23 protein-coding genes are annotated in these 21,046 nt (G+C 66.3%); 15 read left to right on the plus strand and 8 right to left on the minus strand.

Annotated elements, in window-relative coordinates; translation table 11 throughout:
- Positions 1-140: 140 nt before the first annotated feature.
- The 4 genes from AKJ09_RS49415 to AKJ09_RS49430 form a co-directional block, all read right to left on the minus strand.
- On the minus strand, positions 141-1,307 hold the full coding sequence (locus AKJ09_RS49415) for a thiolase family protein (protein ID WP_146654837.1): 1,167 nt from the start codon (positions 1,305-1,307) through the stop codon (positions 141-143).
- A gap of 253 nt (positions 1,308-1,560) precedes the next feature.
- Positions 1,561-3,933: a 3-hydroxyacyl-CoA dehydrogenase/enoyl-CoA hydratase family protein gene (locus tag AKJ09_RS49420; protein ID WP_146654838.1), complete on the minus strand. Its 2,373-nt coding sequence runs from the start codon at positions 3,931-3,933 to the stop codon at positions 1,561-1,563.
- Between the two features lie 181 nt (positions 3,934-4,114).
- Positions 4,115-4,900, minus strand: a complete 786-nt coding sequence (locus AKJ09_RS49425) for a hypothetical protein (protein ID WP_146654839.1) — start codon at positions 4,898-4,900, stop codon at positions 4,115-4,117.
- 187 nt (positions 4,901-5,087) lie between these two features.
- On the minus strand, positions 5,088-6,110 hold the full coding sequence (locus AKJ09_RS49430; RefSeq protein ID WP_205633996.1) for an LLM class flavin-dependent oxidoreductase: 1,023 nt from the start codon (positions 6,108-6,110) through the stop codon (positions 5,088-5,090).
- 195 nt (positions 6,111-6,305) lie between these two features.
- Here AKJ09_RS49430 and AKJ09_RS49435 point away from each other — a divergent pair, with 195 nt between their 5' ends.
- Positions 6,306-6,710 (plus strand): hypothetical protein, encoded by a 405-nt coding sequence (locus AKJ09_RS49435; protein ID WP_146654841.1) that lies wholly within the window; start codon positions 6,306-6,308, stop codon positions 6,708-6,710.
- Positions 6,711-6,767: 57 nt separating this feature from the next.
- On the opposite strand, the gene AKJ09_RS49440 is transcribed toward AKJ09_RS49435, so the two are convergent.
- Positions 6,768-7,367 carry a TetR/AcrR family transcriptional regulator gene (locus AKJ09_RS49440; RefSeq protein WP_205633997.1) on the minus strand — a complete coding sequence of 200 codons (600 nt, stop codon included), beginning with the start codon at positions 7,365-7,367 and terminating at the stop codon, positions 6,768-6,770.
- A 124-nt stretch (positions 7,368-7,491) separates the two neighbouring features.
- On the opposite strand from AKJ09_RS49440, the gene AKJ09_RS49445 reads away from it, so the two are divergent.
- Positions 7,492-7,917, plus strand: a complete 426-nt coding sequence (locus tag AKJ09_RS49445; protein WP_169928610.1) for a nuclear transport factor 2 family protein — start codon at positions 7,492-7,494, stop codon at positions 7,915-7,917.
- Between the two features lie 69 nt (positions 7,918-7,986).
- A complete protein-coding gene (locus AKJ09_RS49450) occupies positions 7,987-8,622 on the plus strand; it encodes an FMN-binding negative transcriptional regulator (protein WP_146654844.1) in 636 nt (211 codons plus the stop codon).
- On the opposite strand, the gene AKJ09_RS49455 is transcribed toward AKJ09_RS49450, so the two are convergent.
- Both AKJ09_RS49455 and AKJ09_RS49460 read right to left on the minus strand, forming a co-directional pair.
- A complete protein-coding gene (locus tag AKJ09_RS49455; protein ID WP_146654845.1) occupies positions 8,612-9,523 on the minus strand; it encodes a crotonase/enoyl-CoA hydratase family protein in 912 nt (303 codons plus the stop codon). The two genes, AKJ09_RS49450 and AKJ09_RS49455, sit on opposite strands and share 11 nt — an antisense overlap.
- Before the next feature lie 49 nt (positions 9,524-9,572).
- Positions 9,573-10,040 carry a YbhB/YbcL family Raf kinase inhibitor-like protein gene (locus AKJ09_RS49460; RefSeq protein WP_420814298.1) on the minus strand — a complete coding sequence of 156 codons (468 nt, stop codon included), beginning with the start codon at positions 10,038-10,040 and terminating at the stop codon, positions 9,573-9,575.
- 325 nt (positions 10,041-10,365) lie between these two features.
- Between AKJ09_RS49460 and AKJ09_RS49465 the strand changes: the two genes are divergently transcribed.
- The 3 genes from AKJ09_RS49465 to AKJ09_RS49475 all read left to right on the plus strand — a co-directional run bounded on the left by AKJ09_RS49465 (position 10,366) and on the right by AKJ09_RS49475 (position 12,936).
- Positions 10,366-11,298, plus strand: coding sequence for an ABC transporter substrate-binding protein (locus tag AKJ09_RS49465; protein WP_169928611.1), 933 nt, complete (start codon positions 10,366-10,368; stop codon positions 11,296-11,298).
- 442 nt (positions 11,299-11,740) lie between these two features.
- A complete protein-coding gene (locus AKJ09_RS49470) occupies positions 11,741-12,364 on the plus strand; it encodes a hypothetical protein (RefSeq protein WP_146654847.1) in 624 nt (207 codons plus the stop codon).
- Positions 12,355-12,936, plus strand: a complete 582-nt coding sequence (locus AKJ09_RS49475; protein WP_146654848.1) for a redoxin family protein — start codon at positions 12,355-12,357, stop codon at positions 12,934-12,936. Before AKJ09_RS49470 ends, AKJ09_RS49475 begins: the two co-directional genes overlap by 10 nt.
- Before the next feature lies 1 nt (position 12,937).
- On the opposite strand, the gene AKJ09_RS49480 is transcribed toward AKJ09_RS49475, so the two are convergent.
- Entirely contained in the window at positions 12,938-13,483 is a 546-nt protein-coding gene (locus AKJ09_RS49480; protein ID WP_146654849.1) for a hypothetical protein, read from the minus strand.
- A gap of 177 nt (positions 13,484-13,660) precedes the next feature.
- On the opposite strand from AKJ09_RS49480, the gene AKJ09_RS53935 reads away from it, so the two are divergent.
- The 9 genes from AKJ09_RS53935 (at position 13,661) to AKJ09_RS49525 (ending at position 21,029) form a co-directional block, all read left to right on the plus strand.
- A complete protein-coding gene (locus AKJ09_RS53935; RefSeq protein ID WP_169928612.1) occupies positions 13,661-13,957 on the plus strand; it encodes an SWIM zinc finger family protein in 297 nt (98 codons plus the stop codon).
- A 131-nt stretch (positions 13,958-14,088) separates the two neighbouring features.
- Positions 14,089-14,622, plus strand: a complete 534-nt coding sequence (locus tag AKJ09_RS49490) for a hypothetical protein (protein WP_146654851.1) — start codon at positions 14,089-14,091, stop codon at positions 14,620-14,622.
- A gap of 411 nt (positions 14,623-15,033) precedes the next feature.
- Positions 15,034-16,227 (plus strand): V4R domain-containing protein, encoded by a 1,194-nt coding sequence (locus AKJ09_RS49495; RefSeq protein ID WP_146654852.1) that lies wholly within the window; start codon positions 15,034-15,036, stop codon positions 16,225-16,227.
- 17 nt (positions 16,228-16,244) lie between these two features.
- Positions 16,245-16,547, plus strand: a complete 303-nt coding sequence (locus AKJ09_RS49500; RefSeq protein ID WP_146654853.1) for a hypothetical protein — start codon at positions 16,245-16,247, stop codon at positions 16,545-16,547.
- Positions 16,544-17,998, plus strand: a complete 1,455-nt coding sequence (locus tag AKJ09_RS49505) for a SpoIIE family protein phosphatase (protein WP_146654854.1) — start codon at positions 16,544-16,546, stop codon at positions 17,996-17,998. Before AKJ09_RS49500 ends, AKJ09_RS49505 begins: the two co-directional genes overlap by 4 nt.
- Positions 17,999-18,203: 205 nt before the next feature.
- Positions 18,204-18,665 (plus strand): ATP-binding protein, encoded by a 462-nt coding sequence (locus tag AKJ09_RS49510; RefSeq protein WP_169928613.1) that lies wholly within the window; start codon positions 18,204-18,206, stop codon positions 18,663-18,665.
- Positions 18,662-19,042, plus strand: coding sequence for an STAS domain-containing protein (locus AKJ09_RS49515; RefSeq protein ID WP_146654856.1), 381 nt, complete (start codon positions 18,662-18,664; stop codon positions 19,040-19,042). The genes AKJ09_RS49510 and AKJ09_RS49515 overlap by 4 nt, the downstream gene beginning before the upstream one ends.
- Positions 19,039-20,562 (plus strand): ATP-binding protein, encoded by a 1,524-nt coding sequence (locus AKJ09_RS49520; protein WP_146654857.1) that lies wholly within the window; start codon positions 19,039-19,041, stop codon positions 20,560-20,562. The genes AKJ09_RS49515 and AKJ09_RS49520 overlap by 4 nt, the downstream gene beginning before the upstream one ends.
- Positions 20,559-21,029, plus strand: coding sequence for a response regulator (locus tag AKJ09_RS49525; protein WP_146654858.1), 471 nt, complete (start codon positions 20,559-20,561; stop codon positions 21,027-21,029). The genes AKJ09_RS49520 and AKJ09_RS49525 overlap by 4 nt, the downstream gene beginning before the upstream one ends.
- Positions 21,030-21,046 lie beyond the last annotated feature (17 nt).

Genomic DNA, 21,046 nt, shown 5'->3' on the forward strand with positions numbered 1-21,046 from the left:
TTCCGAAATCGGGTTGTCAGCTCCAATCGAGCATCGAGCCCATCACACCGACAGCCTCACCATCGGCATTCACGGACGAAATGACGAAGGGCGCATGCCCATGTGGACATGCGCCCCAAGCGACTCGCGTCGCGACGGCGTTACTTGATGAGCTCGAAGAGGCCGGCCGCGCCCTGGCCGCCGCCGATGCACATCGAGACGATGCCGTAGCGGCCACCACGGCGCTTCAGCTCGTGGAGGAGCGTGGCGGTGAGCTTCGCGCCAGTGCAGCCGAGCGGGTGACCGAGGGCGATCGCGCCGCCGTTCACGTTCAGCTTCTCGTCGGGGATGCCGAGCTCGCGCGCGCAGTAGACCGACTGGCTCGCGAACGCCTCGTTGATCTCGAAGAGGTCGATGTCCGAGACCTTGAGGTTGTTCTTCGCGAGGAGCTTCTGGATCGCCGGAAGCGGTCCGATGCCCATGATCGCGGGGTCGACGCCGACCGTCACGAAGGAGCGGAGATAGCCGAGGCCCTTGAGGCCGAGCGACTTCGCCTTCTCACCGCTCATGACGAGTGCCGCGGCGGCGCCGTCCGAGAGGGGGGAGCTGTTGCCGGCGGTGACCGAGCCCTTCGCCGAGAAGGCGGGCTTGAGCGAAGCGAGGCCTTCCGCCGTCGTGTCGGCGCGAACGAGCTCGTCGATCTTGAACTCGAACTCCTTCTTCTCGTTGCCGACGTACTTCACGCCCTTCACCGGGACGATCTCGCTCTCGAAGCGCTTGGCCTCGATCGCCGCCGCGGCCTTCTTCTGGCTCTTGAGGGCGAACTCGTCCTGCTGCTGGCGCGAGACGTTGAAGCGCGCCGCGACGTTCTCGGCGGTGATGCCCATGGGCGTGTAGACGCTGGCAATCTTCTCCATCGCCTCGGCCGAGGCGCTGAGCTTGTTGCCCGTCATCGGCACCATGGTCATCGACTCGAGACCGCCAGCGACCGCGATGTCGTACGAGCCGAACGCAATCGACGAAGCCGCCGTGGCGATCGCCTGGAGACCGCTCGAGCAGAAGCGGTTGACCGTCTGCGCGCCCGTCTCGATCGGCAGGCCGCCGAGGAGACCGGCGACGCGCGCCACGTTGAGGCCCTGCTCGCCTTCCGGCATCGCGCAGCCGAGGACGACGTCTTCGACGTCCGACGGCTTCACCTGCGGAACACGCGCCATGAGCGCACGGATGACTTCACCCGCGAGCTCGTCCGGACGCTTGTTTGCGAGCGAGCCCTTGGTCGCGCGACCAACCGCGCTTCGAACCGCTTCGACGATGACGATGTCTTTCATGACTACCTCGACGTTTCCGTATGGAGCTTTTTGAAATTCGATGCACCGCGCGGCCAAAAGGGCTCAACCGTGGCCCTCACGGATTCGAGGGCTCAACGCTGAGCCCTGAGCGATCGTCCGCGGATGCTGCGGGTCTCTACGCGCGAAGCGCGCCCGCCGTTTCGGCGGGAGCGGGGGAGGCTCGAAACCGGAGGTTTCGAGGGGACTGCCAAGTCCCCCACCAGACCCGTTGGGAACTAGGACGCGTAGCGGACTAGTTTCGAAGAGGTTTGTTGTTCATAAGCATGAACTGCATGCGTTCTTGGCTCTTCGGCTCACCCGTGAGGCTGACGAAGGCCTCAGCCTCGAGCTCGAGCATCTCGCTCTCGGTGACCTCACGCGCCGCGCCGCCGAGGCCGCCGCAGAGGACGACCGCGAGCTTGCGGGCGATCTTGGCGTCGTGTTCGGAGGCGAAGCCGCCGGCGACGAGCGTGTCGACCATCATGCTCAAGGTGGCAATGCCGCTCTCGCCCGGCAAGCGGTAGGCGCGCGGGATCGGCGGGTGGTAGCCACTGCTCGCCATACCGATGGCCTTGTTCTTCGCCTCGACGACGAGACGCGCCTTGTCGAACGACACGCCGTCGGTGCGACGGAAGTAGCCGAGCGCCTTCGCCTCTTCGGCCGAGGTTGCGACCTTCACGAGGGCGATGTTCTTGAAGACCTGCGTAACGTTCTCGTAGATGTTCGCGTGCATGCCCTCGGGGATGCCCTCGAGCGAGCGCCAGAGCATGTTCATCGTGCCGGCGCCGCCGGGGATGAGGCCGACGCCGACTTCGACGAGACCCGAGTAGGTCTCCGCCGCCGCCTGCACCGCGCCCGCGCCCATGCAGAGCTCGAGACCGCCGCCGAGCGTCATGCCGTAGGGAGCGGCGACGACCGGGACGCGCGAGTACTTCATGCGCTGCACGGCGCCCTGATAGCCGTGGACCATCTTGCGGATGTCTTCCCACTGCTGCGCGCCCGCGGCCATGACCACGAGGAGGAGGTTCGCGCCGACGCAGAAGTGCTCGCCCTCGTTGGCGACCACCATCCCGCGGAACTCGCTCTCCGCCTTGTCGACCGCCTGACCGATCATCGAGATGACGTCGGGGTCGATGCTGTTCGCCTTCGTCTTGAAGGTGAGGCCGAGGATGCCGTCGCCGAGGTCCCACGCTTCGGCGCCGTCGTTCTTGAGAACCGGCGCACTTCCACGACGAAGGATCTGGAGCGTAGCGTAACGCGGATCCTGCTTCTGCGCGACGTACTCGCCCTTGAGGAGGTCGAAGACCTTGCCGTCCTTGTAGAAGCCCGTGGCGCCGCTCGCCTTCATCTTCTTCACGGAGTCGGGCAGCTTGTGGCCGGCCTTCTCGATGGCATCGACGGTCTCGGCGAAGCCGAGCGCGTCCCAGACCTCGAACGGTCCGAGCTCCCAGTTGTAGCCCCACTTCATCGCGTCATCGATCGCGACGACGCTGTCGGCGATCTCGCCGATACGACGCGCCGAGTACGCGAGGCTTCGATAGAGAACCTTGCGCGCGAAGTCGCCTGCCTTGCCCTGATCGGCCACGAGCTTCTTCACGCGCTCGCGCGGATCTTCGACCTTGGCGAGGCCCTTGGTGACGCCCTTGATCGCCTCGTCGCCGCCCTTGGCGCGGTACTCGAGCGTCTTCGGGTCGAGCGTCATCACCTGCTTGTCGGCGCCGCGCTTGAAGAAGCCACCCTTGGTCTTGTCACCAAGGAGCTTCTTCTCGACCATCTTGCGGATGTACTCGGGCACCTTGAAGACGTCGCGGTCTTCGTCGGTGGTGAGCGAGTCGTAGCAGTTGTCCGCGACGTGCGCGAAGGTGTCGAGGCCGACGAGGTCGGCGGTGCGGAAGCTCGCGCTCTTCGGGTGCGCCATCGGCGTGCCCGTGATGTTGTCGACGTCTTCCGGCTGGAGGCCGTCGGCAATCATCTGGTGGATGGTCGCCATCATGGCGTGCGCGCCGATGCGGTTACCGACGAAGTTCGGCGTGTCCTTGCCGAAGACGACGCCCTTGCCGAGCACGTCTTCCGCGAAGCGAACCGCGTGCGCGAGCACGTCCTTGTCCGCCTCGGGACCGACGACGATCTCGAGCAGCTTCATGTAGCGGACGGGGTTGAAGAAGTGGAGCACCACGAAGTGCTTCTTGAAGTTGTCGCTGCGCCCCTTCGTCATCTCCGAGATGCGGAGACCCGACGTGTTGGACGCGACGATGCAGTGCTGCGGAACGACCTTCTCGAGCTTCTCGAAGAGGGCCTGCTTGGCCTCCATCTTCTCGATGATCGCCTCGATGACGAGGTCGCAGTCCTTCAGCTTGTCGAGATCGTCTTCGACGTTGCCGATCTTCACGAGCCGCGCGTTGTCCTTGTGGAAGAACGCTGCCGGGCGCGCCTTGATCGCCTTCTCGAGCCCCCCCGCGGCGAAGCCGTTGCGCTTCGCGGGATCTTTCTTCTCCGCATCCGTGAGGTTCGGCGGCACGATGTCGAGGAGGAGAACCTCGAGGCCCGCGTTGGCAAAGTGGGCAGCGATTCCGCTGCCCATGACTCCGGCTCCAATGACGGCGGTACGACGAATCGGCTTGTGCATGGCGCGCGAATCAGACCACCGGAAACGAGTCCCGCGCAAGCCTTCCCGCGCGTCTCCATCACGCGTCAGCTGTCGGCAATACGACACGCCGCGCTTGGTTCGGACCGAGTGCTTCCCGTCGCGATGTCGGAGGGGGTGGCGGAAGAGATGTTCGCGAAGGGCTAGCCCGTGCGCCGGTCGATCACTGAAAACCACGCGGCGAAAGGCCGCGCAGATAGGTGATGAGACCGTCGCGCTCCGCCGCGGTGACCTGCCATTTGTGACCACCATCGACCCCGAGAATGGGCGATGGTCCAGGCTTCACGCCGGTCGTGATGATGACCGAGATTTCTTGATCGGTCGCGGTCGCGAGGACCGCCGGCGAATGGTCGATCGCCTGACCTTTGACGTGGCAGTTGGTGCAGGGCTGCGCGAGGCCCGTTCCGCTCGCGTTCGTATAGCGAGTCTCGCCTGCCGCCCAGCGATCGGCCGCGTAGGATGCGGCGTTCACCGTCGCCGTCGCCGAGCGTCCCTTCGAGGTCGCCGTGAGCGTGAAGCTGCCCGCCTTCGGGATCGTCACGAGGTAGTACGCGCCAAGGTCGGTCACTCCGTCGACGACCGGGTTCACGAGCTTCACGGCATCGAGCTTCATCGTCGGATCACTCGAGGTGACCGTGAGATCGGAGTCGGCGTCGTAGACGGCAATGGGCACCTGGAAGGTGTGCGTGCCGTCGAAGCCGGAATAGACGACATTGGGCATGAACCGAAGCTCGCCGAGGCCCGAATCCGGCGGAGGGGCCGAGTCGTAGGTGCTGCCGTCGCGTTCGTAATGGATGCCGCCGTCGCCGTCGGTCGGAGAAGACGTGTCGTCGGGAGGGGCCGCGGGGTCGCTCGAGCACGCGGCCCCCGCGATCGCGGCGAGGAGCAAGATCCCCGCCGGGGCTTGCCAGCCTTCCTGAAGTGCACGACGTGTCCGTTCGAAAGCCATCGCGGGGCGACCAGCAATGCACATGCCGCTCCGGGCGAGCCGGGAAACTGCGGTCGACGACCCGATGAGCGCGCTGGTCGGGGCTTCGCCTGGATCGTTCGGGAACCATTCCCGGTCGTCACCGAGGCGCTGCAAGCGCGACCGTAGTAGCCCACCCGGCGTGGTGCCGGCACGGAGAAAGAGCCGGTCAGCGACCGAGCCCGAAGGCGTCGGCGAGCAGCTCGTAGGAACGGAGCCTCGCCGCGTGATCGTAGGCGTGCGTCGCGATCATGATCTCGTCGGCTCGCGTGCGCTCGGCCATCGCGAGGATCTGCGCGCGAACCACGTTGGGATTGCCTGCAATCTGCAGGCGTTTGTACCCCGCGATGGTGTTCTCTTCGGCCGGAGAAAATGGATACGCCAGCGCCGTCTCCGGGCTCGGCAGCCTTCCCGGGCGCCCATTGCGAAGCTGCAAGAAGGACAAGCGCATGGACGATGCCATGCGCTCGGCGGCTTCGTCGGTCTCCGCGCAGAACACGGACAGCGCGAGAATCGCGTGCGGCTTCTCGAGCGCGCCCTCCGTGTTGAACCGAGCGCGGTACGCGAGCATCGCCTCTTCCGCCGGCTCGGGACTGAAATGGCCCGCAAAGGCGAACCCGACACCGAGCTTCGCCGCGAGGATCGCGCTGTAGTCGCTCGACCCGAGGAGCCAGAGAGGAGGAAGCGGCGTGTCGTCCGGCATGGCGCGCACGGAGCGAAACATGTGATCGTCGGGGAAGTCCCCGTCGTCGAATGCGACGAGCTCACCCAGCTGGGCGAGGAAGTCGTCCGACAGGACGGCCGAACGCGAGCCGCGCAGCGCAAGTGCGGTGACGGGATCGGTGCCGGGCGCACGACCGAGCCCAAGATCGATTCGCCCTGGATGGAGCGCCTCGAGAAGCTTGTACGACTCGGCGACCTTGAGCGGCGCGTGATTCGGCAACATGACCCCGCCCGCCCCGAGGCGAATGCGCGACGTCACCTGCGCAACATGGGCGATGAGGATCTCCGGAGTCGTCGTCGCGATCCCCAGCATGTTGTGATGCTCGGCGAACCAGACGCGCTCGTAGCCGAGGCGCTCGACGAGGCATGCGAGCTCCACCGAGCCGCGCAACGATTGCGCGCTCGTGCCGCCCTCGGGCAGCGGGGCGAGGTCGAGAATGGAGAGCGGCAACCGCACGGGAACACCCACGCTTGGGCTCCGATGCCCTCGAGCGTACGTGCGTTTCTGACGGCCGTACGATTGTCGAAGGGCGCGTTTCAGCGCGTGATCGGGCGGACCGGCACGTCGAACGTCCTCGTCCGGGGCCTTGCTGTTCGCCGAAATTCCCCGGCAGAGCCCGCCTTTTTCCGGCATTTTTGGGGCAATCCGGGGTAGAGGGCGGGTATGCGCGCGTTCGTCGTTTTCCTGTCTTCGATGTTCGTGGTGACCGCCCTCCTCGCTTCCACGGGCGGCTGCGAGACGATGGGAGACAGCGCCGATGGCGGCGCGGACAGTGGCGTATGCGGACAAGCGACCTGCTCGTCGACGCAGTTCTGCCTCTACCGCGAGTGCACGACCAAGGAGCGCTGCATCCCCAGCACGAGCTGCCCCACCGGCACGACCCCCGCCGATTGCGACGGCCGGCCGGGCTGCCTCTCGCCGACCTGCGGTCCCGTCCTCCAGGGCTGCCGAGAAATCCCGACCACCTGCGGAAGCGACGTCACCTGCGCCTGCGGGTCGGTGTGTGGCTCGCCGAGCGCCTGTTCGAAGGTCGACGGCCGTAACGCGCTCTGCGCCGCCGCGAACTGAGCCCGCCGGCCAGGATGGTCGTCGGATCGGTGATCACGAACGTGTGAGCCGCCGGTCTCAGCGTTTGCGCCGGCGCGCCAACCGCACGGCGGGCTCGGAGGGGGCGAGACCGTCGGTGACGACCGTGACGAGGCGCCGAATCGCTTCCGCGTCGGGCGCTCTTCGAACGGCGACGTGGAGGCCGGCGATGAGCGCGAGGATGTCCTCGACCGTCACGTCGGCGCGGACGGCTCCGGCTCCCTGAGCGCGTTCGAGAAGATCCGCGAAGGATTGCCGAAATGCGGTTCGGGCGGACTTCGTGGCGCGATCGAGATCGCCACCTGCGCCCCCGAGCGCGTCGACGAAGTCACGCTTGGCGACCCCCTCTTCCACGAGCCGCGCGAAAAAGCGGAAGAACGCGCCGCCGGGATCGGCGCCACGCGCGAGGGCTCGAGCCTCTTCGGCGACGCCCTCGACGCGATGAACGACGATCGCTGCAAACAGCGCTTCCTTCGTGGGGAAGTGGCGGTAGAGCGTGCCGACGCCGAGCCCCGCACGACGCGCAATTTCGTCGACCGGAACGTCGATGCCCTCGGCCGCAAAGACGGCCTGAGCAACGTCGAGAACGCGCTGCCGATTCCGTTGCGCATCGGCGCGCAAACCACGTTTCTCGCTCACGAACGCCAACGTCTAGCGCAAAACCTCGCGACCGGCGTCCGCGTTGACAAACGGAACGATCACTCCGTATAGGTCCATAACCGGAGTTGACGCTCCGCTTAATCCCCCATCGATGGAGGCCCCGATGACCGCGCCGCGCGACGTTTGGCAAAAGGCCGTTTCGTTTCTGCCGACTTACGACATCGACGGCTACGCCGCGTGCTTCCACGAGGACGGCTGCGTCGAGTTTCCGTTCGCGCCGCCAGGTCTTCCGAAGCGGATCGAGGGGCGTGACGGAATCCTGAAGTCCATGGGACCACTCTGGCGCGGGGCGAAAGCCGCAGGCCGCAAGGGCGCCGGCATGGAAAACGTCGTGGTCCACGAGACCCACGATCCGGAGGTGGTCATCATCGAGTTCGATGCCGCGCGGGAGGACGCCAACGGCACCTATCGGCTCTCGTACGTCCACGTCGTCCGCGTGCGAGACGGCAAGATCGTGAGCCTCCGCGACTACGTCGACTCGTGGGCCATCAGTCAGGCGCTCCGAGGCATTTCCTCGTCGACAACGTGACCCTCGAGGGGGGTCACGTGGCACGGTCGCCCCCAAAGCTCCTCTTCCACGATATAACCCCGCCATCCCATGTACACGCCGAAGGTGTTTCGCGAGACCGATCTTCCGACCATCCATCGCGCGGTCGAAGCCGACTCGTTCGCCACGTGGGTCGTCGCTTCGGAGACCGGCAAGCTCGAGATCACGCACGTACCGTTTCTCCTGGACGCCGCCGCGGGAACGCTTCGCGTGCACGTTGCTCGTGCGAACCCAATCTGGCGCTTGGCCATCGCGGAAGGTGCAACGTCGGTCGTCGTGTTCCACGGCCCCCACGCTTACGTTTCGGCGAGCTGGTACGAACACGCGACGAAGCAAGTACCGACGTGGAACTACGCGGTCGTGCATGCCCACGTCGGCCAAGGACGCGTGCTCGCAAATGACGAGCTCCTGGCCATGCTCGAGGCGATGAGCTCCCACTACGAAGCTGCCAACGGTTCGACGTGGAAGATCGATGACCTGGCCCCTTCCGTCCGCGACGAGCTGCTCGCCGCGATTGTCGGCCTCTCGCTTCCCGTCGATCGCTGGGAGGCCAAAGCGAAGCTGAGTCAGAACCGCTCACCCGAAGATCGCCGGCGCGTCGTCGACGCCCTCAAGCGCCGCGGCTCCGCCGACGACCTCGCCATGGTCGACTTGATGACGCGCACGAACTCCGAGTTCACCCCTTGAACGTCGACGAGCCGCGATCGCCGAACGGCTCGTCACGCTCTCGAACGGCTTCCTTGAAGCCCTTTTCGGCCGCCAGGGACTGGAAGGCGTAGCCCTCGGGCGTGTGGCGCGCGATGCCGTCGAAGACGGTGCCGAGGATCTGGGTCGTGTGGAGGCCCGTCGCCATCACGCTCTGGTTGACGAGGAGCTTCATCATCACGAGCTGGTTCACGGGGAGCCGCGCGATGCGATCCATCAAGATCTCGAAACGCTCGTCGAGCGTCTCGCGCGGTGCGCACTCCGTCGCGAGCCCCCAGGCAACGGCCTCTTCGCCCGAGAGACAGTCGCCGGTGAAGAGGAGGCGCTTGGTCTTCTCGATGCCGATGCGGTGTGCCCACACGGAGGTCGTCGGGACGCCCCAGACGCGAGCCGGCGGGTAGCCGATCTTCGCCTTGTCTTCGATGACGAGGAGGTCCGAGCAGAGCGCCATGTCCGTGCCGCCCGCCACGCAGAACCCGTGCACCTTGCACACGACGGGCTTGTCCGAATGGAAGAGGCTCATGAAGCCCCTGACGTTTCGACTCATCATCTGGAAGTCGACGACCGGATCCCAGACCTTCTTCGGATCGTGGTTGTCGCGTTGGACCGCCGGATCGAGAGGCGAGCCGGAAGGCCCACTCTTTCCTTCGCCGAGGTCGAACGTCTCAGCGCTCGCCACGAGGTCGTAGCCTCCGCAGAATCCCTTGCCGTTGCCGGAGAGGGCGATGACGTGGACGCTCGGATCGAGGTTGGCTCGCTCCACGCACGCGGCGATCTCCTGGGGCATCTCGAGCGTGATGCCGTTGCCGCGTTCCGGACGGTCGAGCGTGATGCGCGCGATGCGACCGGTCTTTTCGTACGTCATCGTGGAGAGGCGATCCATCGCGCAAGGTGATACCAGCCCAGCGGCGTGGTCGTCAGCGATGGAAGAGCTACTTCCCGATCTTCTGGTAAGTGCCGACGAGCTCGCCCTTCGCCAGGACGTGACCGGCCATCGCCTTCTCGAGGTCGGCCTTCGTAGGGTTCCTCAAATCGGGAAGCTCCGTGTCGAGCGCATGGATCTCGTAGACGTACCGGTGTCGACCAACGGGCGGGCACGGACCATCCCAGCCCGTTCGCTTGAAGTCGTTTGCACCGGCGCGCGCCCCGACGGGCGGTTCTTTCGCGCCCTCAGGCAGCTCGCGCATCGACGGCGGCAAGTCGTAGAGCACCCAGTGCACCCAGGTGTGTTGAGGCGCCCTCGGATCCGGAGCGTCGGGATCCGACACGACGAGCGCGAGGCTCTTCGTGCCCGGCGGCGGGGCCGTCCAACCGAGCTGCGGGGACGTGCCCTGTCCTTCGCACGTGAAGCGCGTGGGGATCGGACCACCCGCATCGAACGAGGTCGACGTGAGCGTCATCTTGGCCACGGGCATGGCGCCCGCGTGAACCGTGGCCGACGCGGCGCCTGCATCGCTCGCGCTCGGCGGATCAGGTTGGGCTTTCGAGCACGCGAGCGCGCCGAGCACGCCGAACACGGTCACGGCAGCGAAGGAAACACCGATTCGCATGGGGATGGTCTCCTCGCGGGCAGGCTGGATCCGACCGAGCGGCCACGCCAGTCCAAAACGGACCGCTGCGGCGCGACGTGATCGTCGTCGCGTCGCAACATGCACCAACGGAAACGTCGAGTTCGGTTGCGCTCGCGATGGACAGCTCCGTGAAGTCCGACGAAGATTCGCTGCGATGTCCAAACCGACACTGCGTGTCGTTTCGCTCCTGCCTTCGGCGACGGAGATCGTCTGCGCCATCGGAGCCACGGACCAGCTGGTCGGCATCTCGCACGAATGCGACTTCCCCGAGGAGATCCGCAATCGCCCCGTGCTCACGAGCGCCCGCGTTCCAACCCGAGGCTCGAGCCAAGCCATCGACGCGGCCGTTCGTGCGGTCGTGCACGACGCGCTCAGCATCTATGACGTGAACGAAGAGCTGCTCGCTGCGCTCCGCCCCGACGTGATCGTCACGCAAGACCTCTGTGAAGTGTGCGCCGTATCGCTCGACGACGTGCAGCGCGCCGTGGCGAAGATGGCCCACGCCGAGCACGTGCGCATCGTGAGCACGAAGCCCACGCGCCTGCGTGACGTCTTCGGTGACATCGAGCGAATCGCCGAAGCGCTCGACCGGCGCGAGGAAGGGCGAGCGCTGCGTACTCGGCTCGAAGAACGCATCCAGGAGATCGCCGCCCGCGCCGCCGCCGCTTCGACTCGCCCGCGTGTCGTCTCGATCGAATGGCTCGAGCCCATCATGCTCGGCGGTACATGGATGCCCGAGCTCATCGCGCTCACCGGCGCCATCGCGATCGGCGCCGATCCCGGCGCGCTTGCCCCCACCGTGACGTCGGCCGCGCTGACGAAGCTCGATCCCGACGTCGTCATCGTCAAACCTTGCGGCTTCGACATCGCCCGCACGCTCGAGGAACGCGAGCTCGTCGAACGCGCCATCACCTCCGCCGTACGCCCGTCCGCGCGCATCTACGTGAGCGACGGGAACGCCTTCTTCAATCGCCCCGGACCGCGCCTCGTCGAGTCGCTCGAGATCATGGCGGCCTGCGTGCATCCGACGCTGTTTCCCGAGCTCCGCGAAGCCCACGCCGCGAACATCCTGGCGCTTCGCGAGTGAGCCGTTAGGTGCGATCCATGCTCGAGCTCGCACGAGCGCGAGCGGCGAGCGCAAAGTATGCGTGACGATGGGACGTGCCCGGGGCGGCGAACGGGATTAGGGTCCCGCCCGCCGTGAGCACAGGAGCACGTCGACGCCGAGAACCGCGAGCCATTGGGCTCGTCGTAGCGGCGTGTCTCTGCGCGCTGGCGCTCGGTCTTCCCTCGCGCGCTTGGGCGCAAGCGTGCTGCGCGGGGTCCGGTGCCGTCACTCCCGGACGCCTCGCCCTCCACGAAGACGCGCTCGTCGGCATCCAGGTGCGTGCCGCGCACGTCTTCGGCTCGTTCGACGCCGAGGCTCACTACGCGGGGCCAGCGCCGGGAGCTCGGAGCAAGACTTCGAACAGGACTTCATCGGGTCGCTTCGCCTGCCGGTCATCGATCGGGCGCAGATCTCCGTCCTCGTGCCGTTCGTCGAAACACGCCGCAAAGCGAGTGGCGTCTCGGACTTCGGTGGCGGCATCGGCGACGTGAACCTGAGCGCGCGCTACGACTTCCTCTATGCCGGCCAATCGCGATGGGTACCCGGCATCGCCGTCCTCGCGGGCGTCACCCTTCCCACGGGCACGTCCCCCGAGGCGGCCACACCTCCCCTCGCCGCGGACGCGACCAGCACGGGCGCCTACCAGGGAAACGCTGGCTTCGCGCTCGAACAGACCTTCGGTCCGTGGCTCGTCACGGCGTACGGCATCGTCGCCAAGCGCGCCTCGCGCATCGTGCAAGGTGTCGACACCACGCTCGGCACGCAGTGGACGGCTCTCGCCGCCGTCGCGTACACGTTCCCCGGCGATTACGCCGCGGCGCTGTCGGCTTCCTACACGGTCGAAGGCTACGCGGAGCTCAACGGCGAGATCGATAGGAAATCCCCACGACGCGTTCCTCTCGTCGCGCTCTCGGGCGTCGTTCCCTTCACGGATCACTTCCGCGTGCAGGGCGCCCTCAACGTCAATCCGCCGCTCAGCGAGCTCGGCAAAAATCAGCTCGCCACCATCGGCCTCGCGGCCACGGCAATCTACGCATGGTACTGATCTCCCGCTCGCTTCGCCCCGCACTCTTCGGACTCGTGCTTTCGCTCGCCGTCGGCTGTACGCCGTCGCGTGCGCCCGAGACGCCCGCCTTGACCCTCGCCGACACGAGCGGCGCGAGCACCACCCTCCCCGGCGATCTCGCGCGCTCGAAGCTCACCGTGCTCGTCTTCTACGCCGATCATTGCCCGTGCTTCCGCGTGCATGAAGAACGCATCAAGGAGCTCGACAAGGCGTATGGCCCCAAAGGCGTGCGCTTCCTTCTGGTCGACTCCGAGGTGGAGGCCACGCTCGAACGCGACACCGAATCGGCGCGCGAGCGCAGTCTTCCTCCCATCGCCATCGACCCCGGCGCGAAGCTCGCCGATGCGCTCGGCGCGCAATACGCAACGTACAGCGTGGTCCTCGATGAAGGCGGTCGCGTTCGCTACCGCGGCGGGCTCGACACCGACAAGAACCGTCTGACCAACGACGCGAAGCCCTACCTGCGCGACGCGCTCGACGATCTGCTCGCCGGCCGCGACCCGCGCGTGCCCGAGGGCAAGGCGCTCGGCTGCGCGCTTCAGACGCGCTGAATCACTGCGAGAGGTTCCAGATCGCGCGGGCGAGCAGCGCGAGCACGGCGAGGCCGACGACGGCGGCAGCGACGATAGCGATCGTGCGGCCGTTTCCGCTCGAAGCAATCCGGCGCATGCCACTCTCGTCCGCCGCGTCCTCTGCTCGAGGATGCACCGCCGCGGCCTTCGGAGCCTCCACGACCGTCACCGCGAGACCGAAGGCCGAGAGGATGGCGCGCGACTTCTCGGCGAACGCCGCGTACGCGGCCGCGTCGAATGGCAGGGGCCGCTTGAAGCGCTCCTCGTGCATCGCTTTGACGCTCTCGTAGGAGCGAACGTCCGCGCGCTTGTCACCGGCATGAATGACCCCGACGACGAGAGACATTCCACTCGGCGGCCGAAGCGTCAGGTGCTGGAGCGCGAGTAGCCCGCCTTTCGTACTTCCCTCGGGCGCCGTCATCTCCACCGTGTAGTCGCCCACCTTCGTCTCGCGGAAGGCCGCGCGATAGGTGTCCGCAATGGTGTTCGCGTGGGCCGAGTATTGGGTGAGGAGATTGGCTTTCATGGCAGGGGCGCTCGAGGGGTGGACGACTCGACGTCGCCGTCCATCGTAGCCGACGAGAACACGCGCACACGAACCAATGCACTCACGTCGCGTGCGTGGAAGAGCTTCGCTACCGAGTCGACCCGCAGTCGACGAACCGAGCTGGCACGGAGGGCGCGCGGCTCGTATTCTTTCGACGTGGCCGTTCCGTCTCCGTTCGCGCACGTCCTCCATACGGAGACCATCGCGAAGCTCGCACGTGGCAACGCCCTCTCGAACGGACGCGCGTATGCCGAGAAGGGGCGCGTGAAGGCCCTCACCAAGAAGGACGGACAGCTGCTCGGCATCGTCCACGGAACGGACCTCTACGCCGTCTCCATCTGGGTGAAGGGCGACGGCCTCGGCTACCTCTGCTCGTGCCCGGCCGGAAAAGAAGGATCCTTCTGCAAGCATTGCGTCGCGGTAGCGATCGCCTGGCTCTCGCAGCAAAGCTGACGACTTTCTTCGTTGCGCCAACATGGCGCTTCGCGGGACGGCACGGCGCAAGCCAACGCCCGTCACACCCGTCACCCGTCTGTTAGCCGAGCGATTCGACAAGGGCACGGCAAGTGCTAGAGCGCGCGCCGATGACACAATCGCTCCGCTCGCTCCGCTCGATCTGCTCGCTCGCCTTCGCCGTGGCCACGCTGGTCGGCTGCGGTAGCCCGCAGAAGCCGGCCGTGTTCGCCACCTCCGCCAAGATCGACACCGGCGTCGACACCGTCGCGCGAACGCTGGCCTCCGAGGGCTATTCGACCGCGCACGTCGACCGTCAGGCCGGCATCGTCCACACGGAGTGGAAGGACACGGGGTTTCTCTACGGTCAGGTCCAACAGCGCAACGCCACGCTCGTGCGACGCTTCACGGTCGTTCTCGCTCCACAAGGCGAGGGCTCGCAGGTCACCGTGCGCATGGACTTGAAGCGCTGCGCGCAGGGCGGCTTCTCCATCGACGGCGCGGAGGTGCGCGGTCCGTGCGAGGAAGCGGAGCTCGTGCCGGAGAAGATGCAAGAGGAGCTCGATCTCCTCGGCGGCAAGGTTCGCACGGCGCTCAGCGCCCCGGTCGCGGCGCCCGCGGACGGCACGCCGGCGCCCGTGTCGTCGAACTCGACGCAGCTCTGACGCGCGCATCGTATTCACGATCTTCGAGGCGAAGCGCTTCCCGCGTTTCGCCTCGTTTCATTTCCTGCCCCCACATGACTCGCCGAGCCGACCTTGCGGTCGCTCGTGACGCGCTAAGGAAACGCCTGACAACGGAAACCGCCACGCGTCGTCGCGCGACGTGATCGCGATTCATGCGCACGCATGGTTTTCCGAGCCCGGCGCACCGGCACGCGCACGCCATCGTGATGGCCACTCGACGTACCACGCGCACGCGACTCGCAACGCATCGCGACAGCCACGAACGAGCACGGTCGCGCTGAGTCGATCGTCGTGCGAAGCGTTTGCGTGCGTTCACGCTGCACGCGTAACGTCGATCCTAGCGGAGGTCGACGCCGACGCCGGCGCGACTCTGGGAGGGGCAGGAGTGTCATGTTCGACGTTCGTGAGCTTGGCGCGCGCTTCCAGCTTCGGTTCGACAACGGCGCCTATCGCCGATGGATCGCCGGCAAGGAGGTCATCCTCCACTGCCATCACTACAACTCGCGACTGCAGAACACGATCGAAGGAGCGAGCGCCGTCGATGGCCGAGCCATCATCGTACGCGCCGCCGAAGCAGTGTTCCGCGACCACGTGGCCAACGCCATCGCGCAGAGTGACGACCTCGCGATGCGTCTTCGCGTAGCGCGCAACCTCTACGCGCATCTCGGCTACGGCTGGCTCGACTTCTCGCGACTCGACGCCGGTACGATCACGGCAACGGCTTCGCACTTCGTCGAAGGTTGGAATGCCGGCTTCCCCGGACGCAGCCAACCCGTCTGCTCCTTCGCCGAAGGCTATCTCCAGGGCGCCATCCACGCGGTGGCGGGCAAGACCGTCTACGTGCGCGAGCGTGAGTGCATGATCGCGGGCGCTTCGGCGTGCCGCTTCGAGGTGGTCACGGAGCGGAGCGAGCCCGTCGCCACCCACGACAAGACCAAGCACGCGTTCACGCAGAAGGCCCCACCGGCATCGCTTCCGTCGAACGTCGACAGCGACAAGATCGTGCAGGCGCTCGTCGAGATGCCGATCCACGGCAACCCCGAAGGGCTCATTCCCGCGTTCGGTGTCTATCTCGCAAGCACACCCGCCGACTTCTACAACCGCATCTGCCTCGACTTCATCACCGCGATGGGCGAAGCGGGCTTGGCAAGCACGGCGAAGAAGCTCCTCGTGTTCGATGCCGAGACGTGCGGCATGAACACGTTCCGCGGAATCATGAGCTCGCCCGAATGGGATGGCCTGGTAGGGCCGATGATCGAACAGCCCTCCGACAGTCTCTTCGGCATCGTCGCGGTCAGCAACGCGCTCGGCTGGGGAAACTGGCACATCACGAAGCACACGTCGCCGAATGCCGTCACCCTCGAGTCGCTCAACGGCTACGAGGCGTTCGGCTTTCTCGAACATCGCGGAGCGTTCGCGAAGAACCCGCAGTGCTACATGCTGACGGGCGTTGCAGCGGGCATCATGGAGCTCGTCTACGGGTCGGGAACGATCGAGGAGCGTTTCGGCACGTACGTCGCCGAGGAGACCGCGTGCATCTGCTGCGCGCGTGAGTCGTGTTCCTTCGAGGTCGAGAAGGTCTGACGGAGGGCCGGTCGAACGTGGTGCCCTACCGAGAGAAGGTTCTCGCTTGCGCGCGCGGAGGCACGTTCAAGTACTTCCTGCCGCGCGACGAGGTGATGCCCGCTTGGCGGCGTCTCGAAGCCACGTTCGGCCTCATCGTGGTCACCGCAGCAACGCACACGATGCAGATCGAGTCGAAGGCGCTCATCCTCCGCGCGACGCACCTGGGCAATCCCATCACGGTCTTTCGCAAGCGGGCGTGCCGCGCCGAGGATGTCGATGTTTTTCACGGGGTGATCGGCTTCTCGGAGGACGACGAAGAAAAGGCGGGAGGGAAATGAAGATGCATCCGATCGAAGGCCTGCCCATCGGCGTCCTCGGGCTCGACCAAGCCCAGCGCATCATCGAGGTCGACCCGAAAGTCCCCGAGCTGCTCGGCGTGGAGAAGAGCGACCTCGTAGGTCGCGCCATCGACGAGCTCTTCAGCCCCAAGGATCGCAAAGGCGCGCTCGCCTTCGCCACCAAGTTGAGCAGGATCGGCACGAGCGGCATCGTCGACGTCAACATCGTCCTCCGCTTGCTCGGCAAAGATCGCCTCGCGCGCCTGCGCGTGGTTCCCAAGGAGAGCGGCTATCTCGCGTACGTCGAGCCGAGCATGGGCGACTCGGACTTCACCCACCAGTTCGTGCTCGCCCAACAACGCTGGGACGCGCTCGTGCAGCGCTCTGAAGACGGCATCGTGCGCTTGAACGGCGACGGAAAGATCGTCGAACACAACGGCCGCTTCTTCGAGCTCATGAACTTCTCCGACGCGCACGGCGTTCGCCTCAGCGAAGACGCGCTCGTAGGACGCTCGCTCGCCACACTGCTCGGCAAGACGCTCGTGCCGGGCTTGGCCTCGTATCTGCAGGCACCTTCGGGAGACTTCTCCGCGAGCGCAAAGGCGAGCGGTGGTCGCTGGCTCGAGCTGCGAGCCACACCGCTCACGCTGCCCGCGCGCGGCATCGCCGAGACATTCGTCATCGTGCGTGACGTGAGCGACGAGCGGCGCGTCCGAGAGCGAGACGAGGTCATCGCTCGCGATCTCGAGGGAGCGCGTGCCTTCCAGCGCGCCATCCTGTCGTCGGCGCCGCCGCCACCGAACGACTTCGACATCGACATTTTCTACGAACCCGTCGAGCGCGTCGGTGGCGACCTCTACGACGCGTGCGTGCTCGACGACGGCAGGCTTCGCCTCTTCGTCGCCGATGCAACGGGCCATGGCGTCGCCGCAGGCCTCGCCACCATGCTCATCAAGGGCTCGTACGAGCTCGTGAAGAAACGCGAAGCCACCCCACGCCTCGCCCTGCGAGCGCTCAACGATCACGTCGCCGGCAGCTACGCGGCTCTCGAAGTCGTCTTCACCGCCGCCATCGTCGACGTGGACGTCACGAACGGAAACGTGCGCTACGCGGGTGGGGCGCATCCTCCGCCGGTCCTCGTCGAAAATGGACACGTCACGGAGCTCGAAGAGGGAGGTGCGTTCGTAGGAGCGGCTCCGGGCCTCGACTACCCCGAGGCCGAAGCCGTCATGAGCCGGGGCTCCGGTCTCTACATCTTCAGCGACGGCTTCTTCGAGACGCGAAACGTCGAAAACGAGTTCTTCGGCGACGGGCGCCTCTACAAGGCCATCGTCTCCGCGCATGCCCTCAGCCACGGCGTCGCGAACGCCATCCACGACCGCGTCGCGGCCTTCGCACGCCCGCGGCTCCCGGAAGACGACATGACGCTCTTGGCCCTTCGTAGACACTGATCGGACGAATGGACACACACGTCACAACCCCTCCACCAACGGTCGCGCTTGAGCGCCGTTCCTACGTGTGTGTCGCTACAAGTTTCCCGACGCTCGTTGACACTACAGAACGAAATTGGCTTCATGGACGGTGGGGGAGAAAAGGCAGTGGCCGTTGCAATCACCTCCTGCGCGTGAACCTGGAGAGAGCGCATACTTCGAGCTGGTGTTCAAACCGAACGTCGAGCTCGTGTCGGTGGTGAGGAAGTTCGTCTCCGAGTTCTACGAGCGCGTGGCTCCGGACGCCGAGACGGTGTCCCGTATTGCGCTTGCGACCCACGAGCTGCTGGAGAACGCCGTCAAGTACTCGCAGACGCACGAGACGGTGCTTCGCGTCGAGGTCGTCCCCGAGGTGCTGCCACCGGCGGTCCTCGTGCGCACCTGGAACCACGCCGAGCCCCAGCACGTCGACAAGCTCAGGCGGACCGTTGCAGCCCTCAACGAAGCCGACGATGCCACCACCCACTACCTCAACATGATGCGCGAGTCGTCGAAGCGGACGGAGGGCTCGGAACTCGGGCTCGCGCGCATCTCCGCGGAAGCCGAGATGGCCATCAGCATGCAAGAAGCGCCTGGAAACCGTGTTGGCATCACTGCCAGCACCGAAGCCTGGGGAGAACCTCGATGAACGCTTTGCCGGAACTTGCCCGCTCCGAAGCGAAGGTCAGAACCAGCGCTTCGCACGAGGGAGAGGTCATCACGGTGCGCTTGGCCGGCGAGGCCGCCATGGATGCGATGGCCACCATGGAATCTGTGCTTGCTTCGCTGCACGAAAAGGCGCAAGCCCTGGGCGTGGCTTCCGTGGCGATCGACCTGACCCAGCTCGAGTTCATGAACTCGTCCTGCTTCAAGGCGTTCGTGTCGTGGATTGACCGCGTTCAACAGATGGATGCGCAGAAGCAGTATCGCATCCGTTTCGTCTCCAACCCCGCAATCCTGTGGCAGCGCCGCAGCTTGCATGCGCTCCAGTGTTTCGCCGCGGAGCTGATTAGTATCGACCGTTGAGCGCCCCGTCCGAAGCCATCGTCGCGCGTTTTCGTAGCGTCGCCCTTTCCCGCATCGATCGACTCGAGGCAGGGTGGAACGCGCTCGTCGCGCATGGCGGCAACGCCGCCCTCGCCGCCGAGATCACGCGCGAGCTCCACACGCTGAAGGGTGACTCGCGCCTCGTCGGCTTCGTCGACGTCAACCTTCTCTGCCACAAGCTCGAAGACCTTCTCGAGCTCGCCCACGAGCGGAACTACCACGTCCCCGACGACGTCGACCTCGTCGTCGGCATGGGCCTGCGCTTCCTCGCGACCCTGGTTCGCAAGAAGCCGGGCACGTCGATGGGCGGCATCGACCTCCACGGCTTCGTCGCACAGATCGAAGGCGTCCTGGTCGATGCGCGGCAGGCGGCCCTCACGTCGACGGCCACGACCACCACGGCGGAGCCCTCCACCCCGCCCGAGACGCGCACGCCGGGCGAAGACATTCGCTACCGCGTCTCGGCCGGCGCTTGCGCCGTGTACCTCGAGAGTATCCAGGCCAAGGGGCCGGCGAAGGATCGCCTGCGCGCCGCCTGGAACATTCTCTCGCACGAGATTGCCGCCATGGGCTCCGTGCCCCTCTCGGCCGTCTTCGCACACGCCGCCGAGGGGGTCACCGAGCTCGCCAAGTCGCTTGGCAAGAGCGTGCGCATCGAGAGCGACGTGGGCCGCTTGCGCGTTCGCGAGACCACCGCTGAGGCCCTCGGCGTCGCCCTCACCCACGCCGTGCGTAACGCCATCGACCACGGCATCGAATCCCCCGACGACCGCATTCGCGCGGGCAAATCCGCCACGGGAACGGTTCGCGTTCGGGCCACGCTCGACAGCGGACGGCTGATTGTCATCATCGAGGACGACGGCGCGGGCATCGACTTCGACGCGGTCTACGAGCGCGCACACCAGCGTGGTCTCGTCGCCGACCGCGCCACGACCACCGAGGAGTCGCTCGCGGCGTTCCTCTTCGAGCCAGGCTTCTCCACCGCCAAAGCCATCTCCGACATCTCGGGGCGCGGCATCGGTCTCGATGCGCTCAAGACCGCCCTCGTGCGCGCGGGTGGTACCGTCACGCTCCGCTCGCAGCGCGGTCAGGGCACGACCTTCCAGATCGCGGCCTCGGAGGAGGAGCGGTCGATGCGCGTACGCCTCTTCCGGTCCGCGCCGTGCGGCCTACCGTTCGCCGTGAACATGCGCTGGGAGGTCTCCCCTGCCCCGGACACCGACGGCGCTCTCGACCCCTTCACGGCGCTCGGTTTGGCGGTCACTCCGATGACCACCACCCCGACGGCCCACAACGTCAACCGCAAGCCCTCCGCCTTCGTTCTTCGCGACGGTACCCACGAAGTTCGCCTGCTGGCCTTCGACGCTCCGACCGAGGCGGTGGCTGAGCGACCTTGTCCCACGAGCACCGGCTATCCCGTAGAGATCGTCGACCTCGCGGGGACGGACGTCGTCCTCATGCGTCCGGACATGCTATCCGTACCGTGGGTCTCGCAATGAAGGAAGAACTCAACACCCAGCCGCCGCCGCCGCCCGAGCTCGGTGCTTCGCCGCCGGCCGCGGAGTCTTGCGAGAAGCTCCGCATCCTGCTCATCGACGACAGCGAGATTGCGCTGGCCGTCCATCAGGAGGCGTTGACGGAAGCCGGGTTCGACGTTCGCAGCGTCCAGACGCTGGGCGAGTTCGACGTCCTTCTCACGTCGTGGACCCCGCACTTCATCCTGAGCGACGTGCAGATGCCGGGCATGAACGGCGACGACCTCTGCCGGACGATGAAGACGCGTTGCGGGACGCACGTGCCCTTCGTGCTCCTCTCCGACCTTCCCATCGCCAAGCTTCGCGAGATTGCGACGAACGCGGGGGCCGACGGCTTCATCTCGAAGTCCGAAGAGCGCGAGACGCTCGTCCACCAGGTCAAAGTCTACTGCTCGATGGCGTACTCGCCCGACCGCGTCCGCTGGGACTGAGCGCACGCCCAGCACGC

This window comes from Labilithrix luteola (assembly GCF_001263205.1).
Lineage (GTDB): Bacteria > Myxococcota_A > Polyangia > Polyangiales > Polyangiaceae > Labilithrix > Labilithrix luteola.